Raw genomic sequence first — 18,545 nt, forward strand, 5'->3', positions numbered from 1 at the left:
AATACTCACTACTTTAACTTTCAAGTGACTGACCTAAGCAGGACGTTGATGCAACGAATAATCAAGCTCTACCACACCGTTAAAATGCTGCGATTGAAGCAGGTTGTTTACCGTCTTTACTATCGCTTCGCTAAAGTTCGGCCTTTTTCGGCACAAGGCTTTACCCGGCGCCCCGGAATTAACCTGGCGAAGGCTCCCCATTGGTGTGCCTCGCGCTTCGGTGCCGACGAACAGTTTGAATTCATGGGCCTGACGGCACCGATTGATTGGCACGATCAGACACGCCCGAAAATTTGGCAATACAACCTGCATTATCTGGATCATCTGGCCTCTTCAGGCGAAGACCGAAGAGACTTCGACACGCGCCTGGTCAACAGTTGGATCACAAACAACGCCCCCTTTCACGGATGCGGCTGGGAACCCTATACGCTCTCTTTGCGCATCGTAAATCTGATCAAGTGGATGCAACAACAACCGAGCCTGGAACCGCACTGGCTGGACAGCCTGGCTACACAGGCCTACGCGCTGTCTGAACAGATCGAATATCACATTCTCGCTAACCATTTGTTCGTGAATGGCAAGGCACTGGTGTTTGCCGGGAGCTTTCTGAACGGCGATCGGGCAGACAGCTGGCTGTCCAAGGGTTTGAAGATCCTTGATGAGGAAATCAAGGAGCAGTTTCTGGCGGACGGTGCGCACTTCGAACTTTCACCCATGTACCACGCGTCTCTTCTTTGGGACATCTGCGACCTGCTGAACCTGGCCACTCACTCCGAGCTGCCGGAACTTAACATTCGCAAAAACCAATGGAAGCACCAGATTGAGCAAGGCCTGGTCTGGTTACGCAGCCTCCAGCACCCGGATGGTGGCATTGCGTTCTTTAATGACTCGGCATTCGGCATTGCACCCACACTGCTCGATATAGAGGCGTACGCGTTTGAATTGGGATGCCGTGCGCCCAATGGCATGCCCACCGCTACGATTGCAGCTGTACACCAGGCTGAAAGTGGCTACGTGGCGATCAATTTTGGCGATCAGTGCAAGGCATTGTTGAACCTTGCGCAGGTTGCGCCTGATTACCAGCCAGGTCATACCCATGCGGACACCCTGAGCTTCGAACTCAGCCTGTTTGGACAGCGCGTGTTCGTCAACTCTGGAACGTCTCAATACGGCGAAGACGCGGAACGTCAACGGCAACGCAGCACGGCAGCGCACAACACAATAGAAGTGAACGGTGAAAACTCATCTGAAGTCTGGGCCGGATTCAGGGTCGCACGACGCGCACGCACCTGCGTGGATAAGCTGGAACACACAGTCGACACCGTACGTGTCAGTGGCAGCCATGACGGCTACCTGCGTCTACCGGGGAAAAACCTGCACGCTCGTGAGTGGGTTGCGATGGCCGGTGAATTACAGGTGATAGATTCCGTCTCCGGCAAATTCGATCAAGCTGTATCAAGGCTATTTTTACACCCTGATATCCACACCACTCAACAAGGCAACACGGTAACGATCACCCTGCCCGGCGGTCAGGTCGCTGTCGCGACACTAGAGGGCGCAACCCGGATCAATGTGGTGTCTTCCACATGGCATCCGGAATTCGGCAAGTCTGTTCCCAATCAGTGCATCGTCGCTGAAATGTCGACAGACAAACTGACCACCCGCATAACCTGGTGAGGCTTACGTGAAACTTTTGATTTTGAGCTTTTACTACCAGCCTGATCTGTCAGCCGGTTCATTCCGCACGACAGCACTGGTAGACGCACTTCTGGAGCAACTCCCTGCAGACGCCCATATTGAGTTGATCACAACCCTGCCGAATCGCTACAGCTCCTTCAGCAGTCAAGCCCCGGAACTGGAGAAGCACCCGAGGCTCACCATCCGCCGAGTGGCCCTGCCTGGCCACAAGAGCGGGATGGTCGATCAAGCAAGAGCGTTTCTGGTGTATGCCAACGCTGCACGCAAGATTGTGCGAAACCAAGACTACGATCTTGTCTATGCGACTTCTTCACGCCTGATGACCGCTACGCTGGGAGCGGTGATCGCACGCACAAAACGAACGCCACTCTACTTGGATATACGCGACATCTTTGTCGACACGATCAAGGATGTGCTGTCCAAAGAAAAAGTCTGGTTGCTTAAACCCTTATTATCGCTGGTTGAACGTTTTACCATTCACTCGGCGCAAAAGGTCAACCTGGTCTCTGAAGGTTTTCTTCCTTACTTCAAATCACGCTATCCCGACCAACGCTACTCCACCTATACGAATGGCATCGATGGCGAATTCCTGGATGCGCAACCCGTCGCTGAAGAAAAGGTGCCCAGCCCGATCCTGGACATTGTCTATGCGGGAAATATCGGTGAAGGCCAGGGGCTGCACAACATTATCCCCCAACTGGCCAAACAACTTGAAGGGAAGGTGCGATTCCGCGTGATCGGCGACGGAGGCCGGATCGAGCTGTTAAAACAAGCCATTGTCACTCACGCCTGTACTAACGTTGAACTCTTGAAACCGGTCAAGCGCGAACAATTGATCGAGGCTTATCAGTCGGCGGATGTGCTTTTCCTGCATTTGAACGACCACGACGCCTTCCGCAAAGTCTTGCCATCAAAAGTCTTTGAATACGCTGCACTGGGCAAACCGATCTGGGCGGGCATCTCTGGTTACGCAGCCAGTTTTGTCTCTGAACATATTGACAACGCTGCCGTGTTTGCGCCGTGTGACGCCGCCGCAGGGATCCAGTCCTTCAAGACTCTCAATATTATGACGCGCCCGCGCCATGCCTTCGTCGAGCGTTTCGCGCGTGGCCGCATCATGCGCGAAATGGCGAAAGATGTTCTTTCACTCACAGGAACTCCTTGATTATGCAAATCCTCCTGACGGGAGCGAGTGGCTTTGTCGGTAGCGGGTTAATCGCGCCACTGCTTAAACGCCAGCACTCGATTACCGCTGCTGTACGCGAGCTCAAGGCCGATCTTGATACGCGCGTCAACCAGCGCCTTATCGGCGGGCTATCCGACGATCAGGATTGGCAGTTGTTGCTCGAGAGCCAAGAAACGGTGATCCACCTGGCCGCCCGGGTCCATGTCATGAGTGACGCATCCACCGATCCACTTGCCGAATACCGGCGGATCAATGTCGAAGGCACCTTAAACCTGGCCCGCCAAGCGGCGGCTGCCGGGGTTAAGCGCTTTATATTTATCAGCTCGATCAAGGTCAATGGCGAGAGCACGGCGACTGGCGCGCCGTATACGGCTGACGGTCCCACAACCCCTACCGACCCTTACGGCATCTCCAAAAAGGAAGCAGAGCAAGGCCTGCGAAAACTGGCTTCTGAAACTGGCATGGAAGTGGTGATCATTCGTCCCGTATTGGTCTACGGACCCGGCGTTCAAGCGAACTTCCTGAGCATGATGCGCTGGTTGCATAAAGGCCTGCCCTTGCCCTTTGGCGCCGTGAACAATCGACGCAGCCTGGTTGCCCTGGACAACTTGATTGATTTGATTGTGACGTGCACCGAGCACCCCGCTGCCGCCAATCAAACCTTCCTGGTCAGTGACGGGGAGGACCTCTCGACCACAGCGCTTTTGCGTCGAATGGGAACGGCTCTGAACAAGCCCGCACGCTTGCTACCTGTGCCGAGTTGGTTGCTGCAAACCGGCGCCACTGCGCTGGGTCGCCGGGCACTCGCTCAAAGGCTATGCGGCTCCCTGCAGGTCGATATTGGCAAGACCCGCGAACTGCTGGGCTGGACACCGCCGAGCAGCGTTGACCAGGCACTGAGTAAAACAGGTAAACACTTTTTGGAACGGCAAACTAAATGAATATGTGGTGGTTGTTACCGGCTGTGACGATTGTCGCACTCCTTTTAACGGGGGCCTTGCGTCATTACGCTCTGGCTCGAAGCCTGATCGACATCCCGAATGCGCGCAGCTCGCACGTCGTGCCTACGCCCAGGGGCGGTGGTGTCTCGATCGTCGTCAGCTTTCTGTTAGCGCTATTGCTGACTGCCAGCCTTGGCCTGATTACATGGCCACTCACGTACGCATTATTCGGCGCCGGGACCGGCATCGCGGTATTGGGTTTTTTGGACGACCATGGCCATATCAGCGCACGTTGGCGCCTGCTAGGGCACTTTATAGCCGCGGCATGGGCACTGTTCTGGATCGGTGGCCTGCCGCCGCTGGTGGTGGCGGGATTCGCCGTCGACTTGAGCTGGATCGGCCATATGCTGGCAGCGGTCTACCTGGTATGGCTGCTGAACTTGTATAACTTCATGGATGGAATTGATGGAATCGCCAGCGTCGAGGCTATTTGCGTATGCCTTGGCAGTGCGCTGCTCTATTGGCTAACAGGTCATGAGCTGATCGCGTTTACACCGTTATTACTGGCGTTTGCAGTGGTTGGTTTCCTGTATTGGAACTTCCCAAAAGCCCGTATCTTCATGGGCGATGCGGGCAGCGGGTTCCTCGGCATCACGCTGGGGGTGCTGTCGCTGCAAGCGGCCTGGGTCTCGCCGCAGCTACTGTGGAGCTGGCTGATCTTGCTGGGTGTGTTTATCACTGATGCGACATGGACCTTGCTGCGCCGCCTGCTCAGAGGCGACAAAGTCTATGAGGCCCACCGCAGCCACGCCTACCAGTTCGCTTCTCGCCAGTTCGGTAAACACGCACCCGTTACCCTGGTGGTAGCGGCAATCAACATTGGATGGCTGTTACCTATGGCGCTGCTCGTGGGCAACGGCACGGTGGATGGCTTTCTGGGACTGCTGGTGGCCTATCTGCCGCTGATAGCGTTGGCCGTAAAGTTCAGGGCTGGAGAGAAAGAACCGAATTGAACCAGTGCAAAGGGGCGGCGATCGCCTCCCCTTCCTTCCACTCATCAATAGTGGCCAGGATCAAACTCGAGTCTTGCGCCGCGCCCTGGCAACCCACGCCATCAGTGGGCCAACAAGCATTCCGACCAATAAAGCGAGCACTACGAAAACAGAAATTGGTAACTGCGGGGCTGCCCAACTCAGAAACTGCAGAGAAACCGACTGTTGATTTTCCAGCACAAATGCCACGATGCACAGCAGCAGCACCAACACTACCAGCATTGCAATAACACGCGTCAATCTACTCATGCCCACTCCCTCACGAGTATCAAACCTCGTCTTCATCCTCATTAACTCGATCGCGCAATTCCTTGCCCGGCTTGAAGTGAGGCACAAACTTACCGTCAAGGCTGACGGATTGCCCGGTTTTCGGGTTGCGACCCACTCGCGGTGCACGGTAGTGCAGGGAGAAACTGCCAAAACCACGGATCTCAATCCGATCCCCGGTAGCCAGGCATTGGGACATCTGTTCAAGCATAGTCTTGATAGCCAGCTCTACATCCTTGGATGAAAGCAGCCCTTGATGGGTGACAATTCGTTCGATCAACTCCGACTTCGTCATATTTTTCCCTTCTTTTTCAAGCAGCTAGGAAAAGCGCTTCGAAGGTTTTAGCATGACTTGGTGAATTTGAACAGCCCACCTGCCAACTTATCTGCAGCATAAACGGATACCCGGAACACATGCTTGACCCCCTCAATTACAGATCACCAACATGGTACGAGTGACAGCGCCGGCAGGGTTCCAGCCGAACAGATAGTCACCCTCCTCGTCCTTGGCGTCACTGGATCGGGTGATGACCTTGTAGCCCTGCATCTTGCACTCCCGGGCAGCGCGCTTCTCACACTTGTCCCAGTTGCTGCCAAGGCCCGAGCAGTCGATCTCAATGCCGCTGACGCCGCGCTTGGCGTGGGTTTTGGCACTGGTGGCAGTGCAGCCTGCCAGCAGCACCACTGCAAATAAAACGATAAGCCTGTTCATTCAAATCCTTATTGAAACAACAACACAGCGGAGCATTTGTTAAGAACTATAGTCAGCTCTGACACTGGGCTGCACGCCTTGGTTCTAACTTGTTGATTCAACGAATTTCAGGCACAAAAAAGGGCGACCGAAGTCGCCCTTTTTCTATGGTCTGACAGAACTTAGTTCTGCTTTTCCATTTGTGCACGCAGCAGGTCGCCCAGAGTGGTCGGACCCGAAGCGATGTCAGAGGTAGCTGGCTTGTCGCGCAGGCTCTGGATTGCTTCTTTCTCTTCGATCTCGTCCTTGGACTTGATGGAGAGTTGGATCACGCGGCTCTTGCGGTCAACGCTGATGATCTTGGCTTCTACTTCCTGGCCTTCTTTCAGAACGTTGCGCGCGTCTTCAACGCGGTCACGGCTGATTTCGGAGGCTTTCAGAGTCGCTTCGATATCGTCGGCCAGAACGATGATGGCGCCTTTGGCGTCAACTTCTTTCACAGTGCCTTTAACGATTGCGCCTTTGTCGTTCTCTTGAACGTACTCGGAGAACGGATCGCTTTCCAGTTGCTTGATACCCAGGGAGATGCGCTCGCGCTCTGGGTCAACCGACAGGATAACGGTGTCCAGCTCGTCGCCCTTCTTGAAACGACGAACAGCTTCTTCGCCCACTTCGTTCCAGGAGATGTCGGACAGGTGAACCAGGCCGTCGATGCCGCCGTCCAGACCAATGAAGATACCGAAATCGGTGATCGACTTGATGGTGCCGGAGATTTTATCGCCCTTGTTGAACTGGCCAGAGAAATCTTCCCATGGGTTAGATTTGCACTGCTTGATGCCCAGGGAGATACGACGACGCTCTTCGTCGATGTCCAGAACCATAACTTCCACTTCGTCGCCGACTTGTACGACTTTCGAAGGGTGGATGTTCTTGTTGGTCCAGTCCATTTCGGAAACGTGTACCAGGCCTTCCACGCCCTCTTCCAGCTCTGCGAAGCAGCCGTAGTCGGTCAGGTTGGTAACACGCGCGGTTACGCGAGTGCTTTCTGGGTAACGAGCTTTGATAGCAACCCATGGATCTTCGCCCAGCTGCTTCAAGCCCAGGGAAACGCGGTTACGCTCACGATCGTACTTCAGAACCTTGACATCGATCTCGTCGCCAACGTTGACGATTTCGGAAGGATGCTTGATACGCTTCCAAGCCATGTCGGTAATGTGCAGCAGGCCATCGACGCCACCCAGATCGACGAATGCGCCGTAATCGGTGAGGTTCTTGACGATACCTTTGACTTGTTGGCCTTCCTGCAGGGATTCCAGCAGAGCTTCACGCTCGGCGGAGTTCTCTGCTTCCAGGACGCTGCGACGGGAAACGACAACGTTGTTGCGCTTCTGGTCGAGTTTGATGACCTTGAATTCGAGTTCTTTGCCTTCCAGGTGCGTGGTGTCGCGCACAGGACGAACGTCGACCAAAGAACCTGGCAGGAACGCACGGATGCCGTTAACGTCGACAGTGAAGCCGCCTTTAACCTTACCGTTGATAACGCCCTTGACCACTTCTTCAGCTGCGAAGGCTGCTTCGAGAACAATCCAGCATTCAGCGCGCTTGGCTTTTTCACGGGACAGCTTGGTTTCACCGAAACCGTCTTCAACCGAGTCCAGAGCAACGTGAACTTCGTCACCGACATTGATAGTCAGATCGCCAGCATCGTTGTAGAACTGTTCCAGCGGGATCAGAGCTTCAGACTTCAGACCAGCGTGAACGGTTACCCAGCGAGCTTGGTAATCGATATCAACGATAACACCGGTGATGATGGAGCCTGCCTGAAGGTTCAGGGTTTTTAGGCTTTCTTCAAAGAGTTCCGCAAAGCTTTCGCTCATTTTAATTCCTGTTGATAAGGGCGAAGAATACGCCCATCTCCACACCCCAGACGGTGTGGGTCAGTTTCAGTTAAAAGAAGCCACCGCAGGACTATGACTGGTCCCCTGCGGCCTTCTTGATCACCCGGCGATATCGCGAATGGCGATTTCACTCAAGATGCGTTCCAGCACCTGCTCGATGGACAACTCCGTGGAATCCAGCTGTATGGCGTCAGCCGCCGGCTTTAGCGGGGCTACCGCACGCTGGGTATCACGCTCATCGCGTGCACGGATCTCATCTAGCAGACTCGACAGACTAACACCATCGACTTTGCCCTTCAACTGCAAGTAACGGCGGCGAGCACGCTCCTCGGCGCTGGCGGTCAGGAAAATCTTCAGCGGCGCCTCGGGAAACACCACGGTACCCATGTCACGGCCATCAGCGACCAGGCCCGGCGGCTCCTGAAACGCCCGCTGGCGCTGCAGCAATGCGTCACGCACGGCCGGCAGAGCGGCAACCTGGGAGGCCCAGGAGCCGACTTGTTCGTTGCGCAGGTCATCTGTCACGTCATCACCCTCAAGGATGATGCGCTGCGGATGACCTTCCGTCGCGCCGACGAACTGCACATCAAGGTGCGCCGCCAGCAGCTTCAGGGATTCTTCGTTGGTCAGGTCGACGCCATGGTTGCGTGCGGCAAAGGCCAGCAGGCGGTAAAGCGCGCCGGAATCCAGCAGGCACCAGCCCAGGCGCTTGGCCAGAATGCCGGCGATCGTGCCTTTGCCCGAGCCGCTTGGCCCGTCGATGGTAATCACCGGTGCTTTGATATTCACAATTGAGCCTCTTGGGCAACACGGATGCCGACGTGGGCACACAGTGTAAGAAAATTCGGAAAAGACGTAGCAACATTGGCGCAGTCACGGATACGAATCGGCGCGGCCGCCCGTAGGGAGGCCACGCTGAACGCCATGGCGATGCGGTGATCACCATGGGATTGCACTTCGCCACCGCCCATCGGGCCACCGTCAATGATAATCCCATCAGGTGTCGGTTCACACTTCACGCCAAGGGCCAACAGACCATCGGCCATGACCTGGATGCGGTCGGACTCCTTGACCCGCAGTTCTTCGGCGCCACGCAGCACGGTGCGCCCTTTGGCGCAGGCCGCCGCCACGAACAACACCGGGAACTCGTCGATCGCCAGCGGCACCAGGGCCTCGGGAATCTCGATGCCTTTTAACTCAGCGGCGCGCACGCGCAGGTCGGCAACTGGCTCACCGCCCACTTCACGCGGGTTTTCCAGGGTGATATCCGCGCCCATCAGCCGCAGGATATCGATCACGCCAGTGCGCGTCGGGTTGACGCCAACGTGCCCCAACAGCAACTCGGAGCCTTCAGCAATCGAAGCCGCCACCAGAAAGAACGCCGAAGAGGAAATATCCCCCGGCACTTCTATATGTGTAGCCTTCAATGCATGGCCCGACTCGACAGACGCCGTAGCCCCCGCCACGGCAACCGGATAACCAAACCCACGCAACATCCGCTCGGTATGATCACGGGTCGGCGCAGGCTCGGTCACCGAGGTCTTGCCCTCGGCATACAACCCGGCCAGCAACAGGCAGGACTTCACCTGCGCACTGGCCATCGGCATCGAATAGTCCAGGCCTTTGAGCGCCTGGCCACCGCGAATTGTCAACGGCGGATGCCCGTCCGGCCCGGTCTCGATCACTGCGCCCATTTCCCGCAGTGGCTTGGCCACGCGGTTCATCGGGCGTTTGGACAGCGATGCATCACCGGTCAACACACTGTCAAAGCGCTGCGCCGCGAGCAACCCGGACAGCAAACGCATCGACGTACCGGAGTTACCCAGGTAGATCGGCCCCGGCGCCGGCTGCAAACCGTGCAACCCCACACCATGAATCGTCACGCGCCCGTGGTGCGGCCCTTCAATCACAACGCCCATGTCACGAAACGCCTGCAGGGTTGCCAGGGCATCTTCGCCTTCGAGGAAACCTTCGACTTCGGTCACGCCGTCGGCCAATGAGCCCAGCATGATCGAGCGATGGGAGATCGACTTGTCGCCCGGCACCCGGATCTGCCCGCTCAAGCGGCCGCCCGGGTTGGCGAGAAAGGTCTGCTCATTGGCGTTCACAGCGGTTTCCATGTAGGCCCGGCGCGCCAGGATCTTGCTGAAATGCTCACGCGCAACCCGCGCACGGGTGAACACGCCCAATAATTGATGGCCATCACCCGCATCAACCGCATCGCGCAAGGCGTCGAGGTCACTGCGGAAGGTGTCCAGGGTGCGCAACACAGCTTCACGATTGGCGAGGAAGATGTCGTGCCACATCACCGGGTCACTGCCGGCAATCCGCGTGAAATCGCGAAAACCACCGGCGGCGTAACGGAAAATCTCAAGGTTTTCGTTGCGCTTGGCCAGAGAATCCACCAAGCCAAAGGCCAGCAAGTGCGGCAAATGGCTGGTCGCCGCCAACACTTCGTCGTGGCGCTCGACCTGCATGTGCTCGACATCCGCGCCCAACTCGCGCCACAGACGATCCACCACCGCCAAGGCCGCCGGATCGGTCTGCTCAAGCGGGGTCAGAATCACCTTATGGCGACGGAACAACTGCGCATTGGACGCCTCGACGCCGCTCTGCTCGGAACCGGCAATGGGATGGCCCGGCACAAAACGCGCCGGCATGCCGCCAAACGCGAGTTTGGCGGCGCGTACCACATTGCCTTTGGCACTGCCGACGTCCGTGAGGATCGCCTGCCCAAGGTCCATGCCGGCCAGCAAGGCCAGCAACTTCTCCATCGCCAGAATCGGCACGGCGAGCTGGATCACATCCGCGCCCTGGCACGCCAGCGCCAGGTCTGCCTCACAGCGGTCCACCACGCCCAGCTCCACCGCCAGCTTGCGCGATTGCGGGTCCAGGTCCACACCGACCACCTCGCCACACAGCCCGCTTTCACGCAGGCCCTTGGCGAAGGAGCCACCGATCAACCCCAGGCCGACCACCACCAGGCGACCGATCATAGGCACAGCAGGTTGCAATGCAGTGACATCAACCACGAGCCAGAACCTTGGCCAACGCCTCCAGGAAGCGACTGTTTTCGGCCGGCAAGCCAATGGTGATACGCAGGTGGTTCGGCATGCCGTAGTTGGCCACCGGGCGCACGATCACGCCTTCGCGCAGCAGGCCCTGGAACACCGGCGAGGCGACTTGGCCGAGGTCCACACAAATGAAGTTGCCCTTGGAAGGAATCCAGCCCAGGCCCAGCTCACGGAAACCTTCCTGCAGCTGCAGCATGCCGCTTTCGTTGATGCGACGGCCTTCTTCGAGGTACTCGGCATCCTTGACCGCCGCACACGCCGCCGCCAACGCCAGGCTGTTGACGTTGAACGGCTGGCGCACACGGTTGAGCACATCGGCAACCACCGCGGTGGACAAGCCGTAACCCACGCGCAGCGATGCCAGGCCGTAGGCCTTGGAGAAGGTGCGCGACACCAGCAGGGCCGGGTAAGCCGCCAGGAAGTCCAGGCCGTCCGGCAGGTCGCTGCCTTCGGCGTACTCGATGTAGGCTTCGTCCAGCACCACCAGCACGTGCTCGGGCACGTCCTGCAGGAAGTCGTTCAGCGCCTGGGCGTCGAACCAGGTGCCGGTCGGGTTGTTCGGGTTGGCGATAAACACCACGCGGGTTTGCGCGTCGATGGCCGCCAGCATGGCCGGCAGGTCATGGCCCCAATCCTTGGCAGGAATGACGCGGGCGTCAGCCCCCACAGCCTGGGTCACGATCGGGTAGACGGCGAACGCGTGCTCGCTGAACACCGCATTCAGGCCTGGCGCCAGGTACGCACGGCCGACCAGCTCAAGAATGTCGTTGGAACCGTTGCCCAGGGTTACCTGGTTCGGTTCGACGCGGCAGTTCTCGGCCAGCAGCGACTTGAGGGCGAAGCCATTACCGTCCGGGTAGCGGGTCAGCTCAGTCAGTTCCTCACGAATCGCCGCCAATACTTTTGGGCTTGGGCCCAGCGGGTTTTCGTTACTGGCCAGCTTTACGATCTTCGACGGGTCCAAGTTCAACTCACGCGCCAGCTCGTCCACAGGCTTGCCTGGAACGTAAGGCGACAGTTGTTGCACGCCCGGCTGAGCCAGGGCGAGGAAGTTGCCACTCATGTTAAAGCCTCACAAAACCGCTTTCGGGTAAGAGCCCAGCACCTTGAGTGCCACGGCTTCTTGACTGATTTTCTCCAGCACCCCTTTGACCAGCGGGTCGCGGTGGTGGCCGATGAAGTCGATAAAGAACACATACGTCCATTTACCGCTGCGCGAAGGGCGAGTTTCGATTCGCGTCAGGTCAATCCCGTTATCGTGGAACGGCACCAGCAGCTCATGCAGTGCGCCGGGCTTGTTGCTCATGGAGACGATGATCGAGGTTTTGTCGTCGCCGGTCGGCGGCACTTCCTGGCTGCCGATCATCAAGAAGCGCGTGGAGTTATCCGGGCGGTCTTCGATTTTTTCGGCCAGGCGCGTCAGGCCATACAGGCCCGCAGCCATGTCACCGGCGATGGCCGCCGAATTCCACTCACCCTTGACCCGCTTGGCCGCTTCGGCGTTGCTGGACACCGCCACGCGCTCGACATTCGGGTAATGCGCGTCCAGCCACTTGCGGCACTGGGCCAGCGATTGGGCGTGGGAGTAGATACGGCTGATGCTGTCGGTCTTGGTGTTCTCGCCCACCAGCAGGTGGTGGTGGATACGCAGTTCGACTTCACCGCAGATCACCATGTCGTGCTCAAGGAAGCTGTCCAGCGTGTGGTTGACCGCGCCTTCGGTGGAGTTTTCCACCGGCACCACGCCAAAATTCACCGCACCGGCCGCCACTTCGCGGAACACTTCATCGATGGCCGCCATCGGTTTGCTGATCACCGCGTGGCCAAAATGCTTCATGGCCGCTGCCTGGGTGAAGGTGCCTTCCGGGCCGAGGTACGCCACCTTAAGTGGCTGCTCCAGCGCCAGGCACGACGACATGATTTCACGGAACAACCGCGCCATCTCTTCGTTGCCCAACGGGCCTTTGTTGCGCTCCATCACGCGCTTGAGCACCTGGGCTTCGCGCTCAGGCCGGTAGAACACCGGCACTTCGCCTTCAGCCAGGGACGCCATTTTCACGCGGGCGACTTCCTGGGCGCAGCGCGCACGCTCACTGATCAGCTCCAGGACTTTCTCGTCCAGGCTGTCGATGCGTACACGCAGGGCCTTGAGTTCTTGCTCAGACATTAGCCGTGTTCCTTTTCGAACTCTGCCATGTAGGCAACCAGCGCGTTGATCGCGTGGATGTCGACAGCGTTGTAGATGGAGGCGCGCATGCCACCGACCGAACGGTGGCCCTTGAGGTTCAGCAGGCCACGTGCGTCGGCACCGGCCAGGAATGGCTTGTCCAGGCGATCATCGGCCAGACGGAACGGCACGTTCATCCACGAGCGGTCGGTGAGGTTGATCGGGTTGCTGTACAGGCCACTGGCGTCGATGAAGTCGTACAGGGTGCGCTTCTTCTCTTCGTTGAGCTTGCCCATGGCGGCAACACCGCCCTGCTCTTTCAGCCATTCAAACACCAGGCCCGACAGGTACCAGGCGAACGCCGGCGGCGTGTTGTACATCGAGCCATTATCGGCCGCGACCTTGTAGTTGAGCATTGTCGGGCACAGCGAACGCGCGCGACCCAGCAGGTCTTCGCGGACGATGTTGACCAGGATGCCGCTCGGGCCGATGTTCTTCTGCGCACCAGCGTAGATCATGCCGTACCTGGACACATCGATCGGGCGCGAGAGGATGTCCGAAGACATGTCGCACACCAACGGCACGTCACCCACTTCCGGCACCCAGTCAAACTCCAGGCCGCCGATGGTTTCGTTGGCGACGTAGTGTACGTAGGCCGCGTCTTTGGACAGCTTCCACTCGTTCTGACCCGGAATGGCGAAGTAATCGTACGGCTTGGCGGTACCCGCCACGTTGACGTGACCGTAGCGCGAGGCCTCTTCAATCGCCTTCTGACCCCAAATACCCGTGTCGATATAGTCGGCAGTGCCGTCTTCCGGCAACAGGTTCAATGGGATTTGCGCGAACTGCTGGCTCGCGCCGCCTTGCAGGAACAGCACTTTGTAGTTGGAAGGGATGTCCAGCAAGTCGCGCAGATCCTGCTCGGCCTTGGTGGCGATGGACACAAACTCATCGCTGCGATGGCTCATTTCCATCACGGAGAGGCCTTTTCCATGCCAGTCGAGGAGTTCACCCTGCGCACGCTGCAGGACTGCTTCAGGAAGCGCCGCGGGACCGGCACAGAAGTTATAGGCTCTCTTGCTCACATCCAATCTCACTCTGATCTGGTTGGGGCTGCAATCATGTTCGGCAACGGCCTTGCGCTGGAGCGAGCCCTTGTGGGAGCTGGCTTGCCTGCGATACAGGCACCTCGGTAGTTGCAGTGATACCGCGGTGATGCTATCGCAGGCAAGCCAGCTCCCACAGGGATCGAAGCCAGACCAAGGACATGTGTTTCAAAGGGGACAAACAACAAGGGGGCGAATCTTCATCCGCCCCCCTGTGTGTCCGCTTATTCCTGCGGTTCTTCTTCGTCTGCGGCAGCATCGAGGGTTGGCTCGTCGACGTTGTCATCGCCGGTTGCGATCACCTCGCCATCGAATACCGCACCGTCTTCGCCTTCCAGCTCTTCGCCTTCGACTTCCGATGGCTCCTGGACGCGCTCCAGGCCCACCAGTGTTTCATCGCTGGCCAGCTTGATCAGCGTCACGCCCTGGGTGTTACGGCCCAGGCTCGACACTTCAGCCACACGGGTACGCACCAGAGTGCCCTGGTCAGAAATCAGCATGATCTCCTCACCATCAAGCACCTGCACCGCGCCAACCAGACGGCCGTTGCGGTCGTTGCTGACCATGGCGATTACGCCCTGGCCGCCACGCTTGTACTCCGGGAACTCGCTGATGGCGGTCCGCTTGCCATAACCACGCGCCGAAGCGGTGAGGATCTGGCTGCCTTCTTCCGGGATCAGCATCGAAATCAGCTTCTGCCCTTCCGGCAGACGCATACCGCGCACACCGCGAGCGGTACGGCCCATGGCGCGAACGTCGGATTCCTTGAAGCGTGTCACTTTGCCGCCATCGGAGAACAGCATGACTTCACGCTCGCCATCGGTGATGGCCGCAGAGATCAATACGTCGCCTTCGTCCAGCTCCAGGGCGATCAGGCCCACGCTGCGCTGGCGGCTGAAGGATTCCAGCGGAGTCTTCTTCACGGTGCCTTTGGCGGTGGCCATGAAGATGAAGTGACCTTCGGTGTATTCCTCAACCGGCAGCATGGTGGTGATGTATTCATCACTGTCCAGCGGCAGCAGGTTGACCAACGGACGACCACGGGCAGCGCGGGAGGCTTCCGGGATTTCGTAGGTCTTGAGCCAGTACACCTTGCCTTTGCTGGAGAACAGCAACAGCGTGGTGTGGCTGTTGGCAACCAGCAGGTGAGCGATGTAGTCCTCATCCTTCACGCCGGTAGCCGATTTACCTTTACCGCCACGACGCTGAGCCTGGTACGCAGCCAATGGCTGGGTCTTGGCGTAGCCACCGTGGGAAATGGTCACCACACGTTCTTCTTCCGGGATCATGTCACCCAGGGTCAGGTCGAGGCGCGCATCGAGGATTTCGGTGCGGCGCACGTCGCCGTATTCGGCACGGATCACTTCCAGTTCTTCGCGGATCACTTCCATCAGGCGCACAGCGCTGTTGAGGATGCGGATCAGCTCGCCGATCTGGTTGAGAATCTCCTGGTACTCGGCCAGCAGTTTCTCGTGCTCCAGGCCGGTCAGACGGTGCAAACGCAGTTCCAGAATGGCCTGGGCCTGTTCCGGCGACAGGAAGTACTTGCCGTCGCGCAGGCCGTATTGCGGGTCCAGGGTTTCCGGACGGCACGAATCGGCACCGGCACGTTCAACCATCGCCACGACGGCGCTGGATTCCCACGGCATCTTGATCAGCGCTTCCTTGGCTTCCGACGGCGTCGGCGAAGCCTTGATCAGCGCGATCACCGGGTCGATGTTCGACAGCGCTACCGCCTGGCCTTCCAGGATGTGGCCGCGCTCGCGGGCCTTGCGCAGTTCGAACACGGTGCGGCGGGTGACCACTTCGCGGCGGTGACGTACGAAGGCTTCGAGCAGATCCTTGAGGTTCAGGATGCGCGGGCGGCCGTCGATCAGGGCCACTACGTTGATACCAAACACGCTTTGCAGCTGGGTCTGGGCGTAGAGGTTGTTGAGGATCACCTCAGGCACTTCGCCACGACGCAGCTCGATCACCACGCGCATACCGTCTTTGTCAGACTCGTCGCGCAGTTCGGTGATGCCTTCGAGCTTCTTCTCTTTAACCAGCTCGGCGATCTTCTCGATCAAACGCGCCTTGTTCAGCTGGTAAGGCAGTTCGGTGATAACGATCTGCTGGCGGCCACCGACCTTGTCGATGTCTTCGATCATCGAGCGGGCGCGCATATAAATGCGGCCACGGCCGGTACGATAGGCTTCGATGATGCCGGCACGGCCGTTGATGATCGCGGCAGTCGGGAAGTCCGGACCGGGGATGTATTGCATCAGCTCATCGACGGTCAGCTCAGGGTTGTCTATGAGGGCCAGGCAACCGTCGATGACTTCACCGAGGTTGTGCGGCGGGATGTTGGTGGCCATGCCCACGGCAATACCGCTGGAACCGTTGACCAGCAGGTTGGGAATACGGGTTGGCATGACAGCCGGGATCATTTCGGTGCCGTCGTAGTTCGGCACCCAGTCCACGGTTTCTTTATGCAGGTCAGCCAGCAGCTCGTGCGCCAGCTTGGTCATGCGCACTTCGGTGTATCGCATGGCCGCAGCGTTGTCGCCGTCGACCGAACCGAAGTTGCCCTGGCCGTCTACCAGCAGGTAGCGCAGGGAAAACGGCTGGGCCATCCGAACGATGGTGTCGTACACCGCAGTGTCGCCGTGAGGGTGATACTTACCGATCACGTCACCGACAACACGGGCAGATTTCTTGTACGGCTTGTTCCAGTCGTTACCCAGCTCGCTCATCGCGAACAGCACACGCCGGTGCACGGGCTTCAAGCCATCGCGCGCATCAGGCAGTGCCCGACCGACAATTACGCTCATTGCGTAGTCGAGGTAGGACTGTTTCAGCTCGTCTTCGATATTGACCGGGAGGATTTCTTTGGCCAGTTCGCCCATGAGAAGCCTGATTCCTTTTTCGGGTGAAACCTCGTCACATCCATATGGGACGAACGAAGCTCGCCGTTGCTGGCAGAGTGCCTGACAACGACTTACGACAAATCAACGAGTTATGACACGGATCTGCACGTTATGGGCAACCCCTCGGGGCGGCCCTGGAAACCGCCGGATGTTATCACAATCGCCGCCACGCACCTATCCCCCTGATGCGCATGGAGGCTAGTAATTTGACGGATGACAGGCTTGAGAGGGACGAGAGAGGCTCAGAGCGGGGTGGGTGCTGTTTTTTGAGGCTGGATCCAAGGGTTTTATTGACTTACAGGGCCAATCGCGGGCAAGCCCGCTCCCACATGTTGGCCTGCGAGCACCGTAAGTGTGGGAGCTGGCTTGCCTCCGATAGCGATCCAACAGCCACCAAAGCCCTCAATGCAGGCGCTTACGGCACATCAACTTGGCCAGCTTGGCAGTATCAGGCCGTTCGACAATGCCTTTTTCGGTCACGATCACATCAATCAGGTCCGCCGGCGTCACGTCGAAGACCGGATTAAACGCCGCAACCTCCAACCGCTGCCCGCCCACCTCAAGCAACTCCGCGGCATCACGCTCTTCCAGGCTGACATCATCACCGGTGGCCATCATCAAATCGAGCGTCGAACTGGGCGCCACCACCATAAAACGCACGCCGTGGTGCATGGCACACACCGCCAATTGATAAGTGCCGATCGGGCCGATCACATCACCATTGGCCGCAATGCAGTCGGCGCCGACCACGACCCAGGTCACGCCCTTGGTCTTGAGGATATGCGCCCCCGCCGAGTCGGCATTGACCGTGGCCGGGATACCCTCGCCCGCCAACTCCCAGGCCGTCAGCCGCGAACCTTGCAGCCACGGGCGGGTTTCGTTGACATAGACATGTTCGACCAAACCCTCGAGGAACGCTGCGCGGATTACCCCAAGGGCCGTGCCCACGCCGCCAGTGGCCAGGGCGCCCGCATTGCCATGAGTGAGGATCGCCTGGGCGTTGCCCTGGTGCTTGCGAATCCGTTCGAGGCCCAATTGGGCCATGACCAGATTGGCTTCGCGGTCGCTTTCATGGATCGCAATGGCTTCGGCTTCCAGCACCGCCAGCGGGTCGGCGTGTTTTTTGACCCGATCCAGGCGGTCACGCATGCGCTTCAAGGCCCAGAACAGGTTAGCGGCGGTCGGACGGCTATCGGCCAGCAATGCGTAGTCTTCTTCCCATGCCGCCTGCCAGTCACCGCCTTCGGCGATCCGCTCGCGGGCGGCCAGCACCAGGCCGTAGGCAGCACTGATGCCGATAGCCGGCGCGCCACGCACAGTCATGCTGCGAATGGCTTGGGCGACTTCAGCCGCCGAAGTGCAGGCCACCCAGGTTTCCCGCGAGGGCAAGGCACGCTGATCGAGCAGGTGCAGTGCGCCATCACGCCAATCGATGGCCTTCACTTTCTCTGCAGCTAACAGTCGGTCGCGCATCCCTTACCCCGCACTCATGAACAAAAGCCGCCGATTATAGCGATCCGCCAGCCAGGACGCTCGGGTATACTTCGCCCTTCTTT

The 18,545-nt window shown here is 58.6% G+C and carries 15 protein-coding genes; 4 read left to right on the forward strand and 11 right to left on the reverse strand.

Annotated elements, in window-relative coordinates; all coding sequences use genetic code 11:
• Positions 1–48 precede the first annotated feature (48 nt).
• Genes AB4P96_RS23180 through AB4P96_RS23195 form a run of 4 tightly spaced genes read left to right on the forward strand, consistent with a single transcriptional unit; the run spans position 49 to position 4,838 of the window.
• Positions 49–1,677, forward strand: a complete 1,629-nt coding sequence (locus AB4P96_RS23180; RefSeq protein ID WP_395600125.1) for a heparinase II/III family protein — start codon at positions 49–51, stop codon at positions 1,675–1,677.
• 7 nt (positions 1,678–1,684) lie between these two features.
• Entirely contained in the window at positions 1,685–2,863 is a 1,179-nt protein-coding gene (locus AB4P96_RS23185) for a glycosyltransferase family 4 protein (RefSeq protein WP_395600126.1), read from the forward strand.
• 2 nt (positions 2,864–2,865) lie between these two features.
• Positions 2,866–3,825 (forward strand): SDR family oxidoreductase, encoded by a 960-nt coding sequence (locus AB4P96_RS23190; RefSeq protein WP_138449026.1) that lies wholly within the window; start codon positions 2,866–2,868, stop codon positions 3,823–3,825.
• A complete protein-coding gene (locus AB4P96_RS23195; RefSeq protein ID WP_017136099.1) occupies positions 3,822–4,838 on the forward strand; it encodes a glycosyltransferase family 4 protein in 1,017 nt (338 codons plus the stop codon). The genes AB4P96_RS23190 and AB4P96_RS23195 overlap by 4 nt, the downstream gene beginning before the upstream one ends.
• A gap of 60 nt (positions 4,839–4,898) precedes the next feature.
• On the opposite strand, the gene AB4P96_RS23200 is transcribed toward AB4P96_RS23195, so the two are convergent.
• The 11 genes from AB4P96_RS23200 to mtnA form a co-directional block, all read right to left on the reverse strand.
• Complete coding sequence (locus AB4P96_RS23200) at positions 4,899–5,126, reverse strand: LapA family protein (protein WP_169985671.1); 228 nt, start codon at positions 5,124–5,126, stop codon at positions 4,899–4,901.
• Positions 5,127–5,145: 19 nt separating this feature from the next.
• Positions 5,146–5,439 carry an integration host factor subunit beta gene (gene ihfB / locus AB4P96_RS23205; RefSeq protein WP_003172657.1) on the reverse strand — a complete coding sequence of 98 codons (294 nt, stop codon included), beginning with the start codon at positions 5,437–5,439 and terminating at the stop codon, positions 5,146–5,148.
• 132 nt (positions 5,440–5,571) lie between these two features.
• The gene (locus AB4P96_RS23210; protein ID WP_017136101.1) at positions 5,572–5,856 is read right to left on the reverse strand and encodes a hypothetical protein; all 285 of its coding nucleotides are present in this window, start codon (positions 5,854–5,856) and stop codon (positions 5,572–5,574) included.
• 161 nt (positions 5,857–6,017) lie between these two features.
• Complete coding sequence (rpsA, locus tag AB4P96_RS23215) at positions 6,018–7,712, reverse strand: 30S ribosomal protein S1 (protein WP_017136102.1); 1,695 nt, start codon at positions 7,710–7,712, stop codon at positions 6,018–6,020.
• A gap of 120 nt (positions 7,713–7,832) precedes the next feature.
• Entirely contained in the window at positions 7,833–8,522 is a 690-nt protein-coding gene (gene cmk, locus AB4P96_RS23220) for a (d)CMP kinase (protein ID WP_003172653.1), read from the reverse strand.
• On the reverse strand, positions 8,519–10,729 hold the full coding sequence (locus AB4P96_RS23225; protein WP_395600998.1) for a bifunctional prephenate dehydrogenase/3-phosphoshikimate 1-carboxyvinyltransferase: 2,211 nt from the start codon (positions 10,727–10,729) through the stop codon (positions 8,519–8,521). The genes cmk and AB4P96_RS23225 overlap by 4 nt, the downstream gene beginning before the upstream one ends.
• A 28-nt stretch (positions 10,730–10,757) precedes the next feature.
• Positions 10,758–11,870, reverse strand: coding sequence for a histidinol-phosphate transaminase (hisC, locus tag AB4P96_RS23230; RefSeq protein WP_395600127.1), 1,113 nt, complete (start codon positions 11,868–11,870; stop codon positions 10,758–10,760).
• A gap of 9 nt (positions 11,871–11,879) precedes the next feature.
• Positions 11,880–12,974, reverse strand: a complete 1,095-nt coding sequence (gene pheA, locus AB4P96_RS23235; protein WP_003172650.1) for a prephenate dehydratase — start codon at positions 12,972–12,974, stop codon at positions 11,880–11,882.
• Positions 12,974–14,059 (reverse strand): 3-phosphoserine/phosphohydroxythreonine transaminase, encoded by a 1,086-nt coding sequence (gene serC, locus AB4P96_RS23240; RefSeq protein ID WP_065939348.1) that lies wholly within the window; start codon positions 14,057–14,059, stop codon positions 12,974–12,976. The genes pheA and serC overlap by 1 nt, the downstream gene beginning before the upstream one ends.
• Positions 14,060–14,304: 245 nt before the next feature.
• Positions 14,305–16,968, reverse strand: a complete 2,664-nt coding sequence (gyrA, locus tag AB4P96_RS23245; RefSeq protein WP_017136106.1) for a DNA gyrase subunit A — start codon at positions 16,966–16,968, stop codon at positions 14,305–14,307.
• 423 nt (positions 16,969–17,391) lie between these two features.
• Complete coding sequence (mtnA, locus tag AB4P96_RS23250; protein WP_177032536.1) at positions 17,392–18,462, reverse strand: S-methyl-5-thioribose-1-phosphate isomerase; 1,071 nt, start codon at positions 18,460–18,462, stop codon at positions 17,392–17,394.
• Between the last annotated feature and the right edge of the window lie 83 nt (positions 18,463–18,545).

Origin of the sequence: Pseudomonas sp. B19125, assembly GCF_044218855.1 — a bacterium.
In the GTDB taxonomy this organism is placed as follows: Bacteria; Pseudomonadota; Gammaproteobacteria; order Pseudomonadales; family Pseudomonadaceae; genus Aquipseudomonas; species Aquipseudomonas edaphica.